Annotated in this window: 17 protein-coding genes; 6 read left to right on the plus strand and 11 right to left on the minus strand. The window is 73.1% G+C overall.

Annotated features, from left to right (window positions below; genetic code table 11):
• Window positions 1–3: 3 nt before the first annotated feature.
• The 4 genes from ACGFZL_RS30945 to ACGFZL_RS30960 form a co-directional block, all read right to left on the minus strand.
• On the minus strand, window positions 4–990 hold the full coding sequence (locus tag ACGFZL_RS30945) for an iron-siderophore ABC transporter substrate-binding protein (RefSeq protein WP_355171986.1): 987 nt from the start codon (window positions 988–990) through the stop codon (window positions 4–6).
• Complete coding sequence (locus ACGFZL_RS30950; RefSeq protein WP_393696737.1) at window positions 987–1,856, minus strand: ABC transporter ATP-binding protein; 870 nt, start codon at window positions 1,854–1,856, stop codon at window positions 987–989. Before ACGFZL_RS30950 ends, ACGFZL_RS30945 begins: the two co-directional genes overlap by 4 nt.
• A gap of 47 nt (window positions 1,857–1,903) precedes the next feature.
• Window positions 1,904–2,428, minus strand: a complete 525-nt coding sequence (locus tag ACGFZL_RS30955; RefSeq protein ID WP_393696739.1) for an MSMEG_1061 family FMN-dependent PPOX-type flavoprotein — start codon at window positions 2,426–2,428, stop codon at window positions 1,904–1,906.
• A 112-nt stretch (window positions 2,429–2,540) separates the two neighbouring features.
• On the minus strand, window positions 2,541–3,737 hold the full coding sequence (locus ACGFZL_RS30960; protein WP_393696741.1) for a spore photoproduct lyase family protein: 1,197 nt from the start codon (window positions 3,735–3,737) through the stop codon (window positions 2,541–2,543).
• Window positions 3,738–3,893: 156 nt separating this feature from the next.
• Here ACGFZL_RS30960 and ACGFZL_RS30965 point away from each other — a divergent pair, with 156 nt between their 5' ends.
• Window positions 3,894–4,070 carry a hypothetical protein gene (locus ACGFZL_RS30965; protein ID WP_355171978.1) on the plus strand — a complete coding sequence of 59 codons (177 nt, stop codon included), beginning with the start codon at window positions 3,894–3,896 and terminating at the stop codon, window positions 4,068–4,070.
• Between the two features lie 25 nt (window positions 4,071–4,095).
• On the opposite strand, the gene ACGFZL_RS30970 is transcribed toward ACGFZL_RS30965, so the two are convergent.
• The 6 genes from ACGFZL_RS30970 to snpA form a co-directional block, all read right to left on the minus strand.
• Window positions 4,096–4,887, minus strand: coding sequence for an SAM-dependent methyltransferase (locus ACGFZL_RS30970; RefSeq protein WP_355171976.1), 792 nt, complete (start codon window positions 4,885–4,887; stop codon window positions 4,096–4,098).
• A gap of 123 nt (window positions 4,888–5,010) precedes the next feature.
• On the minus strand, window positions 5,011–5,808 hold the full coding sequence (locus ACGFZL_RS30975) for a ribonuclease BN (protein WP_355171974.1): 798 nt from the start codon (window positions 5,806–5,808) through the stop codon (window positions 5,011–5,013).
• A 19-nt stretch (window positions 5,809–5,827) separates the two neighbouring features.
• A complete protein-coding gene (locus ACGFZL_RS30980) occupies window positions 5,828–6,229 on the minus strand; it encodes a hypothetical protein (protein WP_393696744.1) in 402 nt (133 codons plus the stop codon).
• Window positions 6,230–6,325: 96 nt separating this feature from the next.
• The gene (locus ACGFZL_RS30985) at window positions 6,326–6,676 is read right to left on the minus strand and encodes a hypothetical protein (protein ID WP_355171970.1); all 351 of its coding nucleotides are present in this window, start codon (window positions 6,674–6,676) and stop codon (window positions 6,326–6,328) included.
• Between the two features lie 107 nt (window positions 6,677–6,783).
• Window positions 6,784–7,041, minus strand: a complete 258-nt coding sequence (locus ACGFZL_RS30990; RefSeq protein WP_393696746.1) for a hypothetical protein — start codon at window positions 7,039–7,041, stop codon at window positions 6,784–6,786.
• A 123-nt stretch (window positions 7,042–7,164) separates the two neighbouring features.
• Entirely contained in the window at window positions 7,165–7,851 is a 687-nt protein-coding gene (snpA, locus tag ACGFZL_RS30995; protein ID WP_355171966.1) for a snapalysin, read from the minus strand.
• Between the two features lie 203 nt (window positions 7,852–8,054).
• Here snpA and ACGFZL_RS31000 point away from each other — a divergent pair, with 203 nt between their 5' ends.
• The 5 genes from ACGFZL_RS31000 to ACGFZL_RS31020 all read left to right on the plus strand — a co-directional run bounded on the left by ACGFZL_RS31000 (window position 8,055) and on the right by ACGFZL_RS31020 (window position 12,825).
• Complete coding sequence (locus ACGFZL_RS31000; RefSeq protein WP_393696748.1) at window positions 8,055–9,047, plus strand: LysR substrate-binding domain-containing protein; 993 nt, start codon at window positions 8,055–8,057, stop codon at window positions 9,045–9,047.
• Window positions 9,048–9,077: 30 nt separating this feature from the next.
• Window positions 9,078–9,827, plus strand: coding sequence for a PepSY domain-containing protein (locus ACGFZL_RS31005; protein ID WP_355171962.1), 750 nt, complete (start codon window positions 9,078–9,080; stop codon window positions 9,825–9,827).
• Between the two features lie 121 nt (window positions 9,828–9,948).
• A complete protein-coding gene (locus ACGFZL_RS31010; protein ID WP_393696750.1) occupies window positions 9,949–10,374 on the plus strand; it encodes a hypothetical protein in 426 nt (141 codons plus the stop codon).
• Window positions 10,375–10,625: 251 nt separating this feature from the next.
• Window positions 10,626–12,266 carry a phosphoglucomutase (alpha-D-glucose-1,6-bisphosphate-dependent) gene (gene pgm / locus ACGFZL_RS31015; protein ID WP_393696752.1) on the plus strand — a complete coding sequence of 547 codons (1,641 nt, stop codon included), beginning with the start codon at window positions 10,626–10,628 and terminating at the stop codon, window positions 12,264–12,266.
• 115 nt (window positions 12,267–12,381) lie between these two features.
• Complete coding sequence (locus tag ACGFZL_RS31020) at window positions 12,382–12,825, plus strand: ATP-binding protein (RefSeq protein ID WP_393696754.1); 444 nt, start codon at window positions 12,382–12,384, stop codon at window positions 12,823–12,825.
• Window positions 12,826–12,830: 5 nt separating this feature from the next.
• On the opposite strand, the gene ACGFZL_RS31025 is transcribed toward ACGFZL_RS31020, so the two are convergent.
• Window positions 12,831–13,361, minus strand: coding sequence for a GNAT family N-acetyltransferase (locus tag ACGFZL_RS31025; protein ID WP_393696756.1), 531 nt, complete (start codon window positions 13,359–13,361; stop codon window positions 12,831–12,833).
• Window positions 13,362–13,586 lie beyond the last annotated feature (225 nt).

A 13,586-nucleotide genomic window follows, 5' to 3' on the forward strand; every position in this document is an offset into this window, starting at 1 on the left:
CCGCTACTTCGTCAGCGCGCCGACGACGGCGTCGACATACGCCTTCATCGACTCGGGGCCGCCGAACATCCAGACGCCGTCGGGCAGCCGGTGCACGTTGCCGGACTTGACGAACGGCAGGTTCTTCCAGACCGCGTTCTTGGCGAGCACGCCGCTGAAGGGGGTCGCGCTCGGGTCGTCGTCGTTGCCGATGTAGGCGAACTCGGTGTCCTTCGGCAGGGCGGTCAGCCCCTCGACGTCGGTGGTACCGAGGCCGTAGGCCGGGTCGCCCTTCACCTTCCAGGCGTTCTTCAGGCCGAGCGCCTCGTTGACCTCACCGATCAGGGAGGTGGCGGTGTAGGGGCGGATCGAGACCTGGTTGGAGGCGACATAGCCGTCGGCGAAGGCGTACTGGTGCCCCGCCAGGTCGGCGTCGGCCAGGGCCTTCTTGCCCTCGCCGAGCTTGGCCTCGAACTCCTCGCGGGCCGTCTTCGCCTTGTCCTCGGTGCCGGTGGCCTTGGCGATGAGGTCGAGGTTCTCCAGCATCTGCTCGATCTGGCCGGTGCCGTCGGCGGAGGTCACCGACAGCACCGGGGCGACCTTGCGCAGCTGCTTCACGGCCTCCGGCTTGAGGTCGGAGGTGGCCACGATGAGATCGGGGTGGACCGCGGCGACGGTGTCCATGCTCGGCTCGCCACGGGTGCCGATGTCCTTCGGCGTGCCCTTCAGCGGCGCGGCGGTGTCCCAGGTCCTGTAGCCCTTGACGTCGGCGACGCCGGCCGGTTCGACGCCGAGCGTCAGCAGGCTCTCCACCACGTTCCACTCGGTGGCGACGACGGTCTTCGCGGGGCCGTCGAGCTTCACCTTCGCACCGGTGCCGTCGGTGAGGCTGATGGCCTCGGCGGCGGGCTTCTTGTCCGCGGAGTCCTCGGCGGGCTCGGTGGTGCCGCAGGCGGCGAGGGTGAGCGCCGCGGCGGTGGTGGCGGCCGCGGTGAGCAGGAGGCGTCTCATGAGGTGGTGCCGAGCCTTTCGGTCCGAGTGTCTCGTATGTGGTGGCGGCCGATGGCGCGGGTGCGCGGCCGGCCGGTGTGGGGGTCGGTGTCGACGTCGATCCGGATGCCGTAGACGGCGGTGAGCCGCTCGGGCGTCAGCACCTCCTCGGGCGGGCCGTCGGCGACGATCCGCCCCGCTTCGAGGAGCGTGATCCGGTCGGCGACGGCCGCCGCCTGGTCGAGGTCGTGCAGGACCACGCCGACGGCGATCCGGTGGTGGTCCGCCAGATCGCGGACCAGGTCGAGCAGTTCGACCTGGTAGCGCAGGTCGAGGTAGGTGGTCGGTTCGTCCAGGAGCAGTACGCCGGTCTCCTGGGCCAGGCAGCTCGCCAGCCACACCCGCTGGAGCTGGCCGCCCGAGAGGTGGTCGGCGCCGCGGTCGGCGAGGTCGCTCACGCCGGTGAGGGCGAGCGCCCGCTCCACCGCGGCCGGCCCGTCCGGGTCGGGCCGGCCCCAGCGCCCCCGGTAGGGGTAGCGGCCGAACTCGACCACGTCCCGGACGGTGAGCCCGCCCGGTGTGGGCCGGCCCTGGGTCAGCAGGGCGACGCACCGCGAGAACTCACGGGACGTCAGCGCGAGCCCGTCGGTGTCCCCGTCGATGCGCAGGGTGGCGGTGCGGGCCCGCTGGAGCCGGGCGATCGTGCGCAGCAGCGTCGACTTCCCGCTGCCGTTCGGACCCACCAGGACGGTCACCTCGCCCGGGCGCAGCGCCAGCGCCGCGTCATGGACGACGTCGACGCCGTCGTACGACACGGTCACGTCCGCGGCCGTCAGCTGATGGCCCTCGAGGCGCGAGGTGCCGGCTGTGTCTTCACCTGATCTCACGAGGCGAAGGTTAGCCTAACCTAAAAAGTGCTGGTAGCGCCGGGGCGTCAGGAGCCGGACTTCCAGAGTCCGGACCGGTTGAGGGACTGCGGGCAGTGCAGGTAGATCTCGTCGATGTCCAGCACCAGGGCCAGCTGGGGACGGCGGCCGTCGCGGGCCAGCGCGTCGAAGAAGGGCGCGTCGGTCAGGAGGCGGGCCCGGCCGTTGATCCGCAGCACCTCCTTGGAGCCCGGTATCAGGTACAGCAGCCCGGCGTGCGGGTTGCTCAGGATGTTGTGGAAGCTGTCGCCGCGCCGGTTGCCCGGGCGGTCCGGCAGGGCGAGGGTGCCAGGACCGAGGACGTGGGTGAAGCCCGGGGCGTCGCCACGCGGGGAGACGTCGCAGTTGCCCTCGTCGTCCGAGGTGGCCAGCAGGCAGAAGGGGGACCGGGACAGCAGGTCCACGTCGTCGTCGGTGAGCCGGTCGTGGACCTTGTCGATCACGACGGGCCAGGGCTCGCCCAGCAGTTCGCGGAGTTCGGCGGGTGAGCCGAGCGCGACCCAGCCCTCCTCGGCGACGGTCGTCTCGGGCACGGCGGTCTCCCTGGTCTCGGTGTCTCCGCGGTTCGCGGGCGGGCCGGAGATGACCTTACCCGGGTGTTAGGTACGCCTTACCTAACGCCTCCGGAGGTGATCGTTCCGCTGGTCAGAACGCGTACCGGATCCGCAGCCACGGGGCGTGCGCGTCCACCAGCTCCCGCAGCCGCGCCACGGCCCCCGCCTTGACCTCGTTCCGGTACCGGACGTTGAGCGCCCCGTTCTCCGAGCGCTTGCCCTGCTGGAGGTCCGGGCGCCACAGGACCTCCTCGGCCCGCGGGTGCCAGCCCAGGTTGACCTCGTGCAGCTCCCGGTTGTGCGTGAGCATGATCACCTCGGCCGCCGCCTGCCGCTTCACCCGGTCCGGCAGCACGTCGTCCAGGTGACGCAGCAATTCGGTCCAGTCCGCCTCCCAGCCGGGGCGCAGCACGACGGGGGAGAGGTTGAAGTGCACCTCGTACCCGGCGTCCAGGAAGTCCCCGGCGGCGGCGATCCGCTCGGCCACCGGCGAGGTGCGCACGTCCAGGAGCCGGGAGTCGTCCGGCGGCATCACCGAGAATCGGATCCGGGTGCGCCCGCGCGGGTCGAGGGCGAGCAGGTCGGGGTTGACGAACTTGGTCGCGAAGGACGCCTTGGCCGTCGGCCACTGCCGGAAGGCGTGCACCAGGTCCGCGGTGTTGTCGCAGATCAGCGCGTCCACCGAGCAGTCGCCGTTCTCGCCGACGTCGTACACCCAGGACGCCGGGTCGCACTGGTTCGGCTCCGTCTTCGGGCCGAGCCGGGCCACGTGCCGGCCGATGTGCGCGACGATCTTCTCGATGTTGGTGAAGACGGTGACCGGGTTGGCGTACCCCTTGCGGCGCGGCACGTAGCAGTAGGCGCAGGCCATGGCGCAGCCGTTGGAGGCGCCGGGGGCGATCCAGTCGGCGGACCGCCCGTTGGGCCGTGTGGTCAGCGTCTTGCGCTCGCCGAGGACCAGCGTCTCGCCCTTGACCCGCACCCAGCGCTCGACGTTGCCCTCGTTGCCGTGCAGGCCGGGGATGCCCCAGTGGGAGTCCACCTCCACCAGCCGGGCCGCGGGGAACCGGGCGCGGATCTGCCGGCCGCGCGGGGAGGCGGCGGATGCCGGTTCGGCGTGGATCTCGCGGACCGGGAGCAGGCGGCGGGCGGCGGGGGAGTCGCGGAAGGAGGGCCGGTCGGGCTCGGGGTCCCCGGCGCCGGGCCGGCCGGGCGTCGCCGGGGCGAGGGCGTCGAGTCCGAACAGGGTGCCGGAGCCGTCGTCCGGGGGCGGGGACGGGTGGTGCATGGCTTCCACGGTACGCGAGGGCGCGCACCCGGCCCGTCACCGCACGCACACGCCCGGTGATCAGCTGTCGGGCGTTCTCAACGGGCGGTGTTCCACCGTCCGTTGAGGGCATACGGCTGTCACCTGTTCGGCTCCACCCGACCCCGGGAGACACCCATGCTGGCCATCGGCGCGGCAGTCCTGTTCTTCATCGCCTTCCTGATCAACGCCGCGGACATCTCGACCAACGACACCTTCACCTCGGTCAACTTCATGCTGGTCGGCCTGACCCTGCTGGCCCTGCACGTGGCCGGCATCGGCAGCGGCTGGGGCGGCCGGGGCCGCAGACGCTGACCGGCACCGCGGCGGACGGGCGGGATCAGCCGATGCGGGCGACCGCGGCGTAGATCCCGCTCGTCTCGGGCGCCGGCCGCTCCTGGCCGGCGCCGTACCACTCGGTCGCCGTCACCAGGCCCGGCTCCACCAGCTCCAGGTCATCCAGGAAGCGGGCCACCTCGGCGCGGGAGCGCAGGGCGAGGTGGATGCCGCCCTTGGCGTACTGGTCGATCGTCCGCTGCGCCAGCTCCGGGAAGACGTCCCGCGCGGCGTGCGAGAAGACCAGGTGGGAGCCCGGCGCCAGGGCGGCCACCAGACCGCGGATGATGTCGTGCGCCTCCTTCTCGTCCGGGAGGAAGTGCACCAGCGCGATCAGCGAAAGGGCGATCGGCCGGTCGAAGTCCAGGACCCGGCGGGCGTGCCGCACGATCTCCTCGGGCTCCCGCACATCGGCCTGGATGTAGTCGGTGGCGCCCTCGGGGGTGCTCACCAGCAGCGCCTCGGCGTGCCGCAGCACGATCGGGTCGTTGTCCGCGTAGACGACCCGGGCGGACGGCACGGTCCGCTGCACGATCTGGTGGAGGTTGGGCTCGGTCGGTATGCCCGTGCCGATGTCCAGGAACTGGTCCACGCCCCGCCCGGCCAGGTATGCGGCGGCGCGGTGCATGAAGGCCCGGTTCTGCCGCGCCCCCACCGGCGCCTCGGGCGGCAGGGTCCGGCCCACCGCCTCGTCGACCGGGTAGTTGTCCTTGCCGCCCAGCAGCCAGTCGTAGACCCGGGCCGGATGCGCCCGGCCGGTGTCGATCGGAGTGGGCTGGGAGTGGTCCGTCGTCATGGCAGGCTCCGAGGTCCGGGAGGGCAGCAGCGCCGTACTTCGCGATCATCGTACTGCCCCGCGGTATCTGCCATGTCCCGGACCAGAAAGCCCAGTTGCCCTTACGGGGCCCCGCCGTGGCCCTCACTCCCGGTCGATGGCCCGCACCCACCAGTGGTGCTCGCAGAACCAGTGGCCGACCATCGCGCCCCCGAACACCACGAACCCCACCCCGATCAGCCAGGACTCCACCACCAGCACGATGCCCACCGTGCCGTAGCTGATGGCGTTGTCCAGGATCAGCGGGGTGAAGACCAGGTAGGAGAAGCCGCGCAGCCCGACCAGGCCGACCATGGTGGCCACCGCCCCGGGCACCAGGTCGCGCCAGCGGACCTGGCTGCCGAGCAGGAAGTGCTGTCCCCACCAGAAGAACAGCAGCCCGGTCGCCGTGGACAGCGCGATGCGCGCCGAGCCGTGCAGCGCGGTGCGGGTCTGCACCTCCTGGTAGAGGTAGGCGGTGAGCGCGATGATCCACGTCAGCTGCCGCCACACCCGGTGCCAGGGGCCGGAGGGCAGGCCCCAGATCCGTTCGTAACCGTTCTGCACGCTGCCGGCGAAGGACACCCCGAACACGGCGAGCAGCAGGCCACCCCAGATGCTGGTGGTGCCGATCACCTCGGTGGGCGGGCTGATGATGTCGGTCAGCGCCTTGGCGGAGCGGCCCGAGAGCCCCATGCCGTCCGCCAGCCACGACGCGAAGCCGCCGCGCCCCAGCGGGTCGGCGGCGGCCACCACGATGAGCAGCGGCGCCAGGGTGACCAGGGCGATGGTGGCGAACCCCATCGCCCGGTGCATCAGCTCCAGCTCCCGGCCGCGCCGCACCAGCGCCGAGGCGGCCAACCGGTCCCAGGCGCGGAGGAACGGGCGCAGGAACCGGTTCACACGAGCGCTCCCGCCGTGCTCAGGGATCGGTGTGCGGCTGCTCCCGCAGGCGCTGGTTGTGCCAGGCGATGGCCGCGCGGATCTGCGCGTCGAGCAGGCCGGTGCGGCGGGCGAGCTGCTCGACGGAGAGCGCCGGGGGTCCCGCGGTCAGCGCCCGGGTGAGCTTGGCCGCCCAGAGTTCCTCCTCGACGTAGGGCCGGTACCGGTAACCCTCGCCGATCAGGTCGAAGTGGTCGTAGCAACACGCGGTGACGAGCCGTAGCCCGTCGAAGCGGTCCTCGCCCGCGTGCACCGCGGAGGAGTCCGGCACCCAGCCGCGCACGGCCAGGGACTCGGGGAAGACGGCGGCACACAGGTCGCACAGTTCCACGGGGCCGGCGCCCGTCGGCGACCCCTTCCTGACCTTGCGCTTCCACCACATGGCGCCTCCCGGGGTGCCGCTGGGCGGCGTCGGGAATCGGAGCTTTCGGAGTTACCCGCTGGGCCGGGCGCAAACGCGGCGCCACTCGCCCCGGGGTCAGGCCGCCGCGGCGAAGGCGGTGGTGATGGCGGTGTCGATCCGGGCGTGCACGACCAGTCGGGGTACGGAGGTGTCGGCGTTGTCCTCGAGCAGCCGCCGCACGGGAGCACTGTGCGTGACCGCGCACATCAGGACACCGAGGCGGGCGCACCGCCGGTGGGCCCGGAGCACGGCGCCGGCCGCGGCGGCGCAGGCCGCCCGCTCACCGAGGACCACGACGACGGGGGTCGGCCGGTGGGCGTCCACCAGGTCGTTGATGTGCGCGGCCAGCGCGGCCCGCCCGTCGACCCCCGGGTCCTGGTCAACCGTGACGACCAGCACTCCGTGCTCCAGGCTGTGCGACAGCATGACGCCCTCCGTTTCCCTCGCCCGACGGCGAGGCCGACTCCAGTCAAAGTGCCCAAACCGCCCCTTGCAATGCACGCCCCCCGCCCCGGGCCCCGGGCACACTCAGCTCACACCGGCCCCCGCCTGCGCACCGCCGCCACCCGCAACGTCAGCGCCGCCGCGAGCAGCACCCACGCCACCAGGCTGTACGCCCAGGCCGAGGACCCCCGTACCACCCCGACCGCACTCCACACCGCCCACAACGCCAGCACCACGCACAGCGCCGTCCACGCGATGTCCGACAGCCGCGTCCGCAACTGCGCCCGCTGCCGCGTCCCCCGCTCCAGCTCGCCGAGACCCCCATCGGCCACGTTCTGCTCGTCCACGCCCGACACCTCCGACTCCTCGAGAGAGACCCGCAAAGTTCGGTACGCGCATACCCCGCCGGAACGCACACGTGCGCGGGAGAGACCCTCGGGGCCACTCCCGCGCACGCCGGACACGAACGCTCAGCGCTGCCCGGACTTCGCCAGCGCCTTGTCCATCGCGGCGGCCAGCCCGTTCGCCCACAGCTGGTTCACCCGGCTGCGCTCCGCGGCGTTCGGGTTGGGGTTGGTGCAGGACGGCCCCGGCCCCCCGCCCGACATCAGCTCACTGCACGGCCCGGAGTAGTGGTCGGGCAGCCCGAGCACGTGCCCGGTCTCGTGCGCCGTCACCCGGGTCGAGTCGTACTGCTGGTTCTGCCGGTAGTCGAGGAAGACGTACCCCCGCCCGTGCCCGTTGGTCGAGGCGTACGAGCCGCGCGAGTCGTTGCCCTCGTAGTACTGGAAGTCCGCGCCCGAACTCCGCTCCTGGAGCCGCACGTTGGTGACCGAGCTGTTCCAGATCTGCGCGCTGCGCGATATCTGCGAGCGGAAGCTGGGCGCGTTCGCGGTGCTGTAGTACACCGTGACGGCCGCCGCCGCGGACGGCGAGGCGGCCTGCCGCTCGGCGACGGACTTGAGGACCGCCTGGAAGAACGCCTGGTTGTCCTGGGCCTGTTCGCCCGAACCGGCGCCCGGCAGGTAGCCGGCACGCGCGGTGGGGGCCGCCTGCGCCGACGGAGCCGCGGCCGTGGCGGCCGGGGCGCCGCCGAGCACGGCCGCGGTCAGGCCGAGACCGACCGTGGCGGAGAGCATGGGCAGGGTGATGCGCATCGATGACTCCTTGTGTGGGGGAGTGGGGAGAAGTCGTCACCGGTGAGTGTGCGGCGGCTGTGCGCGCGCTGTGATGATGGCAACGGGGGATAGGCCCGGGCTATCACCGCCTGGAAGCACCTTCTCGGGGGAGCAGAACTCGCCCTGTTCCGACGCCATTTGTTCACCTGGCGCAACCAACTGTTCCGTCCTACGCTCCCGCCATGGAGCTAGAGGTGAGGCACCTACGCGCGCTGTGCGCCATCGCGGACGCCGGCAGCCTGCACCGCGCCGCCCGCCAACTCGGCGTCACCCAGCCCACCTTGAGCACCCAGCTGGCCCGCATCGAACAGACCCTGGGCGGGCCCCTGTTCGTACGGGAGCGCACCGGCTGCCGGCCCACCCCGCTCGGCCGCACCGTCCTCGGCCGGGCCCGTCCGCTCCTCGCCGACATGCGCACCCTGGTCCGCGAGGCCCGCGCCGCCGCGTCCGGCGGCGACAGCCGGCTGCGCATCGGTTCCACCGCGAGCCGGGCCCTGGCCGGCTGGCTGCGCCGGCTCAGACGGCCGGGCCTGGAGCCCGCCCTCCAGATGGACGTCTCCGCCAACGCGCTGCTGCGCCGGGTGGGTGACGGCCAGCTCGACGTCGCCTTCGTGCACGAGGTCGAGGGCTCGGCGCTGCACGTCCCGGAGGGGTTGCGGCTGCGGGTGCTCCTGGAGCGGGAGCCGCAGTTCGTCATGGTGCCCGCCGACCACCCGGCCGCCGCCCGCCCGGTCGTCCGCCTCGCCGACCTGGCCGAGGACCGCTGGATGGTCGACCCCACCGTGGACGGCGAGTGGGACGGCGTGCACCGCATGCTGCGCGCCGCCGGCCTCGACCCCCGGGTGCTGCACGGCGACTACCACACGGCCGCCTCGCTGGTCGCCACCGGCGAGGTCGTGACCGTCTGCCAGCCCAGCTCCCCCTCCCGCCCCGACACGGCCGTACGGCGCCTGTCCGGGGACCCGCTCGGCGTCCGCCTGCTGCTGGCCGCGCGGACCCGGGCCGAACTGGACGCCGTGTACCCGGCGCTGGCCGAGGCGTACTGGGAGGCGGCCCGCCAGTCGCCCGCGTACCGGATCTGGCTGGAGGGCACCGCACCGCAACCCGCCGCAGCCCCCGCCCCCGTCGCCCGTTTTGTCGGCCATCGGGATGATGTGTCCGCGCATCCGGTATGACAAAAGGCTTGCAGGGTTAACGAGAGCACCATGAGCTCTGTGCGACGTCTTACGACTCTTCGTTCGCTGGCGGTGTCCTGCGCCCTGGGCAGCTCCGCGCTGCTGCTGACCGCCTGCACCAACGCCGACACGACACGCTCCAGTGTCGCCGAGGCCGCGCAGACCGAGTCCCCCTCGGGATCCGCGTCCGCCTCCCCCTCCGGCTCCACCTCGCCCTCGGCGTCCCAGTCGCTGACCGAGGACCAGGCCGACCGCAAGGCCCTGGTCCCGATGGCGAAGGTGAGCTGGGACAAGGCCGCCGGCACCGCCGTGAAGGAGGTGTCGGGCGGCAAGCTCGTGGAGATGGAGCTGAAGCGCGCCCCCGCCATGGCCAGCGCGTCGGCCGGTTCCGCCAGCCCCTCCATGGCGAGCCCCATGCCGAGCCAGGGCTCCCCGGTCTGGGAGAACAAGGTCGCCACCTCCGACGGCACCCTGCACCTGGTCTGGGTGGACGCGGTCAGCGGCAAGGTCCTGCGCAGCCAGACCGACCCCGACCAGGACGCCGACGACAAGAGCGAGTGGTCCGACCGGCTGTCCAAGGCCAAGCAGACGCCCCAGCAGGCCGTGCAGGCCGCCATGGGCCGGGCCAAGGGCACCGTCACGGCGGCCAAGCTCGACGAGGACGACCAGCAGCTCATGTGGGCCGTGGACATCGTCTCCACCGACACCTGGGACAAGGCGACCGTCGACGTCGACGCCACCAACGGCAAGGTGCTCCGCGAGGACGTCGACACCGACTGACACCGCGTGCGGACCCCGGGAGCGGCGGGCGCCACGACCCCGCCGCTCCCGCCGTACGTCCGGGTGAAGTCCGGCGGTCCGGCGCGTGTTTGGCGGCGGAGCGAGGGGCAAAGCGGTGTCCATGAGCGATCCGAACAACGACACGAAGAAGGCCGCCGGCACGCGGGCGGCCGAGACCAAGGCCCGCGAGACCGCCGCCAAGGCGACCGCGCCGGCCTCCAAGGCCGGACAGGCCGCTGCGGACAAGGCCGGTGACGCGGCGTCGGCCGCCAAGTCCGGCGTGGAGCGCTCGGCCCAGGTCGCCACGGGAGCCGTGCAGTCTGCGGCTCAGGGCGTCGAGGCGGGCCGCCAGGCGGTCATCACCGCCTCGGGCCATGTCGCGGCCACCGCCAAGACGGCCTGGACCATCATCGCGAACCGCAAGCTCGTCGCCGCGGGCGCGGCCGCCGGCCTCGCCGGACTGACCGCCGCGTCCTACGCGGTGGGACGCCGCTCGGGCCGCCAGGCGCAGGGTCCCCTGACCCGGCTGACCAGCGGCCGCATCTGAGTACCGCCGCGGTGCCCGCACCGCGCGCACCCGCCACGCCCCCGGGCCCGGCACGCCGACCGCACCACGTCGCGCGCGGTCGGGCCCGGGCGCGTACGGGCCACGTCCGGGCCGCCTGAAGCCCGGTCACCCGCGAGCACCCCGTCCCGCACCTCCTCCACGACCCCGCACGGATCTCCAGGTAGCACTCCCCCCGACGGGGGAAGATGGGACCGCGAGTCCATGCCTGACCCAAGTGGAGGAGTGCGCGCATGCAGCATGACCGAGCCGGCGAGCCGGCCGGCCCCGAGGACCTGATCGACGTCGCCCGGCTGGTGACGGCGTACTACGCGCTGCACCCGGACCCCGCCGAGCCCGGGCAGCGCGTGGCCTTCGGCACCTCAGGACACCGCGGCTCGGCCCTGGCGGCGGCGTTCAACGAGGACCACATCGCCGCGACCAGCCAGGCCATCTGCGAGTATCGCGCCGCCCAGGGCACCGACGGGCCGCTCTTCCTCGGCGCGGACACCCACGCCCTGTCCGAGCCAGCGCGCGTCACCGCGCTGGAGGTGTTCGCGGCCAACGACGTGGCCGTCCTCATCGACAGCGCCGACGGCTACACCCCCACCCCGGCGGTCTCGCTCGCCATCCTCACGCACAACCGCGGCCGCACCACCGGCCTCGCGGACGGCGTGGTCGTCACCCCCTCGCACAACCCGCCGGCCGACGGCGGCTTCAAGTACAACCCGCCCAGCGGCGGCCCGGCCGGCTCCGAGGCCACCTCCTGGATCCAGGACCGGGCCAACGAGATCATCGCCGCCGGCCTGAAGGACGTCCGCCGCGTGCCCTACGCGCGCGCCCTCGCCGCCCCCGGCACCGGCCGCCACGACTTCCTCGGCGCGTACGTCGCCGACCTGCCGAACGTCCTCGACCTCGACGCCGTCCGCGCGGCCGGCGTGCGGATCGGCGCGGACCCGCTGGGCGGCGCCTCGGTGGGGTACTGGGGCCGGATCGCCGAGCAGCACCGCCTCGACCTCACCGTGGTCAATCCGCTGGCCGACCCCACCTGGCGGTTCATGACGCTGGACTGGGACGGCAAGATCCGCATGGACTGCTCCTCCCCGCACGCCATGGCCTCGCTCATCGCCCAGCGCGACCGTTTCCAGATCGCCACGGGCAACGACGCCGACGCCGACCGGCACGGCATCGTCACCCCGGACGCCGGCCTGATGAACCCCAACCACTACCTGGCCACCGCCATCGCCTACCTGTACGCCCACCGCACCGAGTGGCCCGCCGACGCGGGCGTGGGCAAGACACTGGTGTCCTCCGGCATGATCGACCGGGTCGCCGCCGACCTCGGGCGCCCGCTCGTGGAGGTGCCCGTCGGCTTCAAGTGGTTCGTGGACGGCCTGATCGGCGGCACGATCGGCTTCGGCGGCGAGGAGTCCGCCGGCGCGTCCTTCCTGCGCCGGGACGGCTCGGTGTGGACCACCGACAAGGACGGCATCCTGCTGGCCCTGCTGGCCTCCGAGATCACCGCCGTCACCGACCGCACGCCCTCCGAGCACTACGCCGACCTCACCGCCCGCTTCGGCGAGCCCGCCTACGCCCGCATCGACGCGCCGGCCACCCGCGAGGAGAAGGCCCGCCTGGCGAAGCTCTCCCCGGCCCAGGTCACCGCCGACACGCTCGCCGGCGAGCCCGTCACCGGCGTGCTCACCGAGGCCCCGGGCAACGGCGCGGCCATCGGCGGCATCAAGGTGAGCACGGAGAACGCCTGGTTCGCGGCGCGGCCGTCCGGCACCGAGGACGTCTACAAGATCTACGGCGAGTCCTTCCGGGGCCCGGACCACCTCAGGCAGGTCCAGGAGGAGGCCAAGGGCGTCGTCCTGGCGGCCCTCGGCGGCTGACCTGCCGAGCGGGGGCACCCTCGATGAGGCCCGGGGGTGCCCCGCTGGTGTTTTCGTGCCAAACGGGGTAGACGGGCTGGCGTGACGGTCGAGGCTCAGGAAGAGGGCGGATCGGATGAACGAGGCTGCCCGCAACGGGTACCGACTGGAAATGGCGCTGATCAGGACGTCGGCGCAGTACGAGGGGCGACCCGGTGACATCGCCAGGGGCCGGGAACTGGCCCGTGACTTCCTCGCGCGCGTGGGCGCGCGGCAGGGCACGCCGGTGTCGCGCCGGGCGGGAGACCTGGTGCAGCTGGTGGTCAGCGAGCTGCTGACCAACGCCTGCAAGTACGCGCCGGGCCCCGCCCTGGTCGACCTGGAGCTTTCCGGGGGCCAGGTGGAGGTGACGGTCTGGGACACCGCGCCGGCGCTGCCGGTGGCCCAGCCCGCGGACCCGGCCCGGATCGGCCGGCACGGTCTGGAGATCGTCAAGGCCGTCTGCCACCACTTCGAGGTGCGCCGGGAGGCGGTCGGCAAGCGCACGACCGCCCGGATCCGCCTGGCCGACGACGCCTGAGCGCGTCACTCGGCCCGCAGCCGGAAGAGCACGCTGAGGCGCAGGGGCCCCGCCGGCACCGTCGGGTCGTCGAAGTCGTCGGCCGGGTCGCGGGTCATGCCGAGGCGGCGCATCACCGCCTGCGAACGGAGGTTGCCGGCCGCCGTCACCGCCAGCACCTCAGGCAGGTCCAGCTCCCCGAAGGCGTGGCCGACCGCGGCGCGCCCGGCCTCGGTGGCGTAGCCGCGGCCCCAGGCCGCCCGGGCAAGCCGCCAGCCGGCCTCCACCCCGGTGAACGGCATGCCCGGCTCGACGGGATCGAGCCCGGCGAACCCGACGAACGTCCCGGTGTCGCGCACCTCCACCGCCCACCACCCCCAGCCCCGCCGGTCCAGGTCCGCCTGGAAGCGGGCCGCCGAGGCATCGCTCTGCTCCCGGGTGAGTACTCCCGGGAAGTACTCGCGCACCACCGGGTCGGCGTTCAGGGCCGCCCACGGAGCCAGGTCGGAGTCCCGCCAGGAGCGCAGCAGCAGCCGTTCGGTACGTATCTCCGTCATCGCGTCAACGTAGGCCGCCTCCCCGCCCCCGGTCGACCGCGTTTCCCCCGGTGAGCCCGGCTCCGCCGACGCCGGCGGCCCCCGGCGCCGCCGCCCCTGCCGCCCACGGCTCCTGCGGCCCCGCACCCCGCTAGTACTGCAACGGTCTTTGTCGTGACGGTTGGGCAGGTGGTTCGTTGGTCTGGTCATGGGTGGGGAACTGTCTGATGCCCGGTCGTGGGCGGG

Origin of the sequence: Streptomyces sp. NPDC048182 (assembly GCF_043202555.1) — a bacterium.
Classification (GTDB): Bacteria; Actinomycetota; Actinomycetes; order Streptomycetales; family Streptomycetaceae; genus Streptomyces.

Coding starts and splice junctions, on each gene's coding strand:
- ACGFZL_RS30945 (WP_355171986.1), bottom strand. CDS start 990: ATGAGACGCCTCCTGCTCACCGCGGCCGCCACCACCGCCGCGGCGCTC.
- ACGFZL_RS30960 (WP_393696741.1), bottom strand. CDS start 3,737: ATGCACCACCCGTCCCCGCCCCCGGACGACGGCTCCGGCACCCTGTTC.
- ACGFZL_RS30965 (WP_355171978.1), top strand. CDS start 3,894: ATGCTGGCCATCGGCGCGGCAGTCCTGTTCTTCATCGCCTTCCTGATC.
- ACGFZL_RS30970 (WP_355171976.1), bottom strand. CDS start 4,887: ATGACGACGGACCACTCCCAGCCCACTCCGATCGACACCGGCCGGGCG.
- ACGFZL_RS30980 (WP_393696744.1), bottom strand. CDS start 6,229: ATGTGGTGGAAGCGCAAGGTCAGGAAGGGGTCGCCGACGGGCGCCGGC.
- ACGFZL_RS30985 (WP_355171970.1), bottom strand. CDS start 6,676: ATGCTGTCGCACAGCCTGGAGCACGGAGTGCTGGTCGTCACGGTTGAC.
- snpA (WP_355171966.1), bottom strand. CDS start 7,851: ATGCGCATCACCCTGCCCATGCTCTCCGCCACGGTCGGTCTCGGCCTG.
- ACGFZL_RS31000 (WP_393696748.1), top strand. CDS start 8,055: ATGGAGCTAGAGGTGAGGCACCTACGCGCGCTGTGCGCCATCGCGGAC.
- ACGFZL_RS31005 (WP_355171962.1), top strand. CDS start 9,078: ATGAGCTCTGTGCGACGTCTTACGACTCTTCGTTCGCTGGCGGTGTCC.
- ACGFZL_RS31010 (WP_393696750.1), top strand. CDS start 9,949: ATGAGCGATCCGAACAACGACACGAAGAAGGCCGCCGGCACGCGGGCG.
- pgm (WP_393696752.1), top strand. CDS start 10,626: ATGCAGCATGACCGAGCCGGCGAGCCGGCCGGCCCCGAGGACCTGATC.
- ACGFZL_RS31020 (WP_393696754.1), top strand. CDS start 12,382: ATGAACGAGGCTGCCCGCAACGGGTACCGACTGGAAATGGCGCTGATC.
- ACGFZL_RS31025 (WP_393696756.1), bottom strand. CDS start 13,361: ATGACGGAGATACGTACCGAACGGCTGCTGCTGCGCTCCTGGCGGGAC.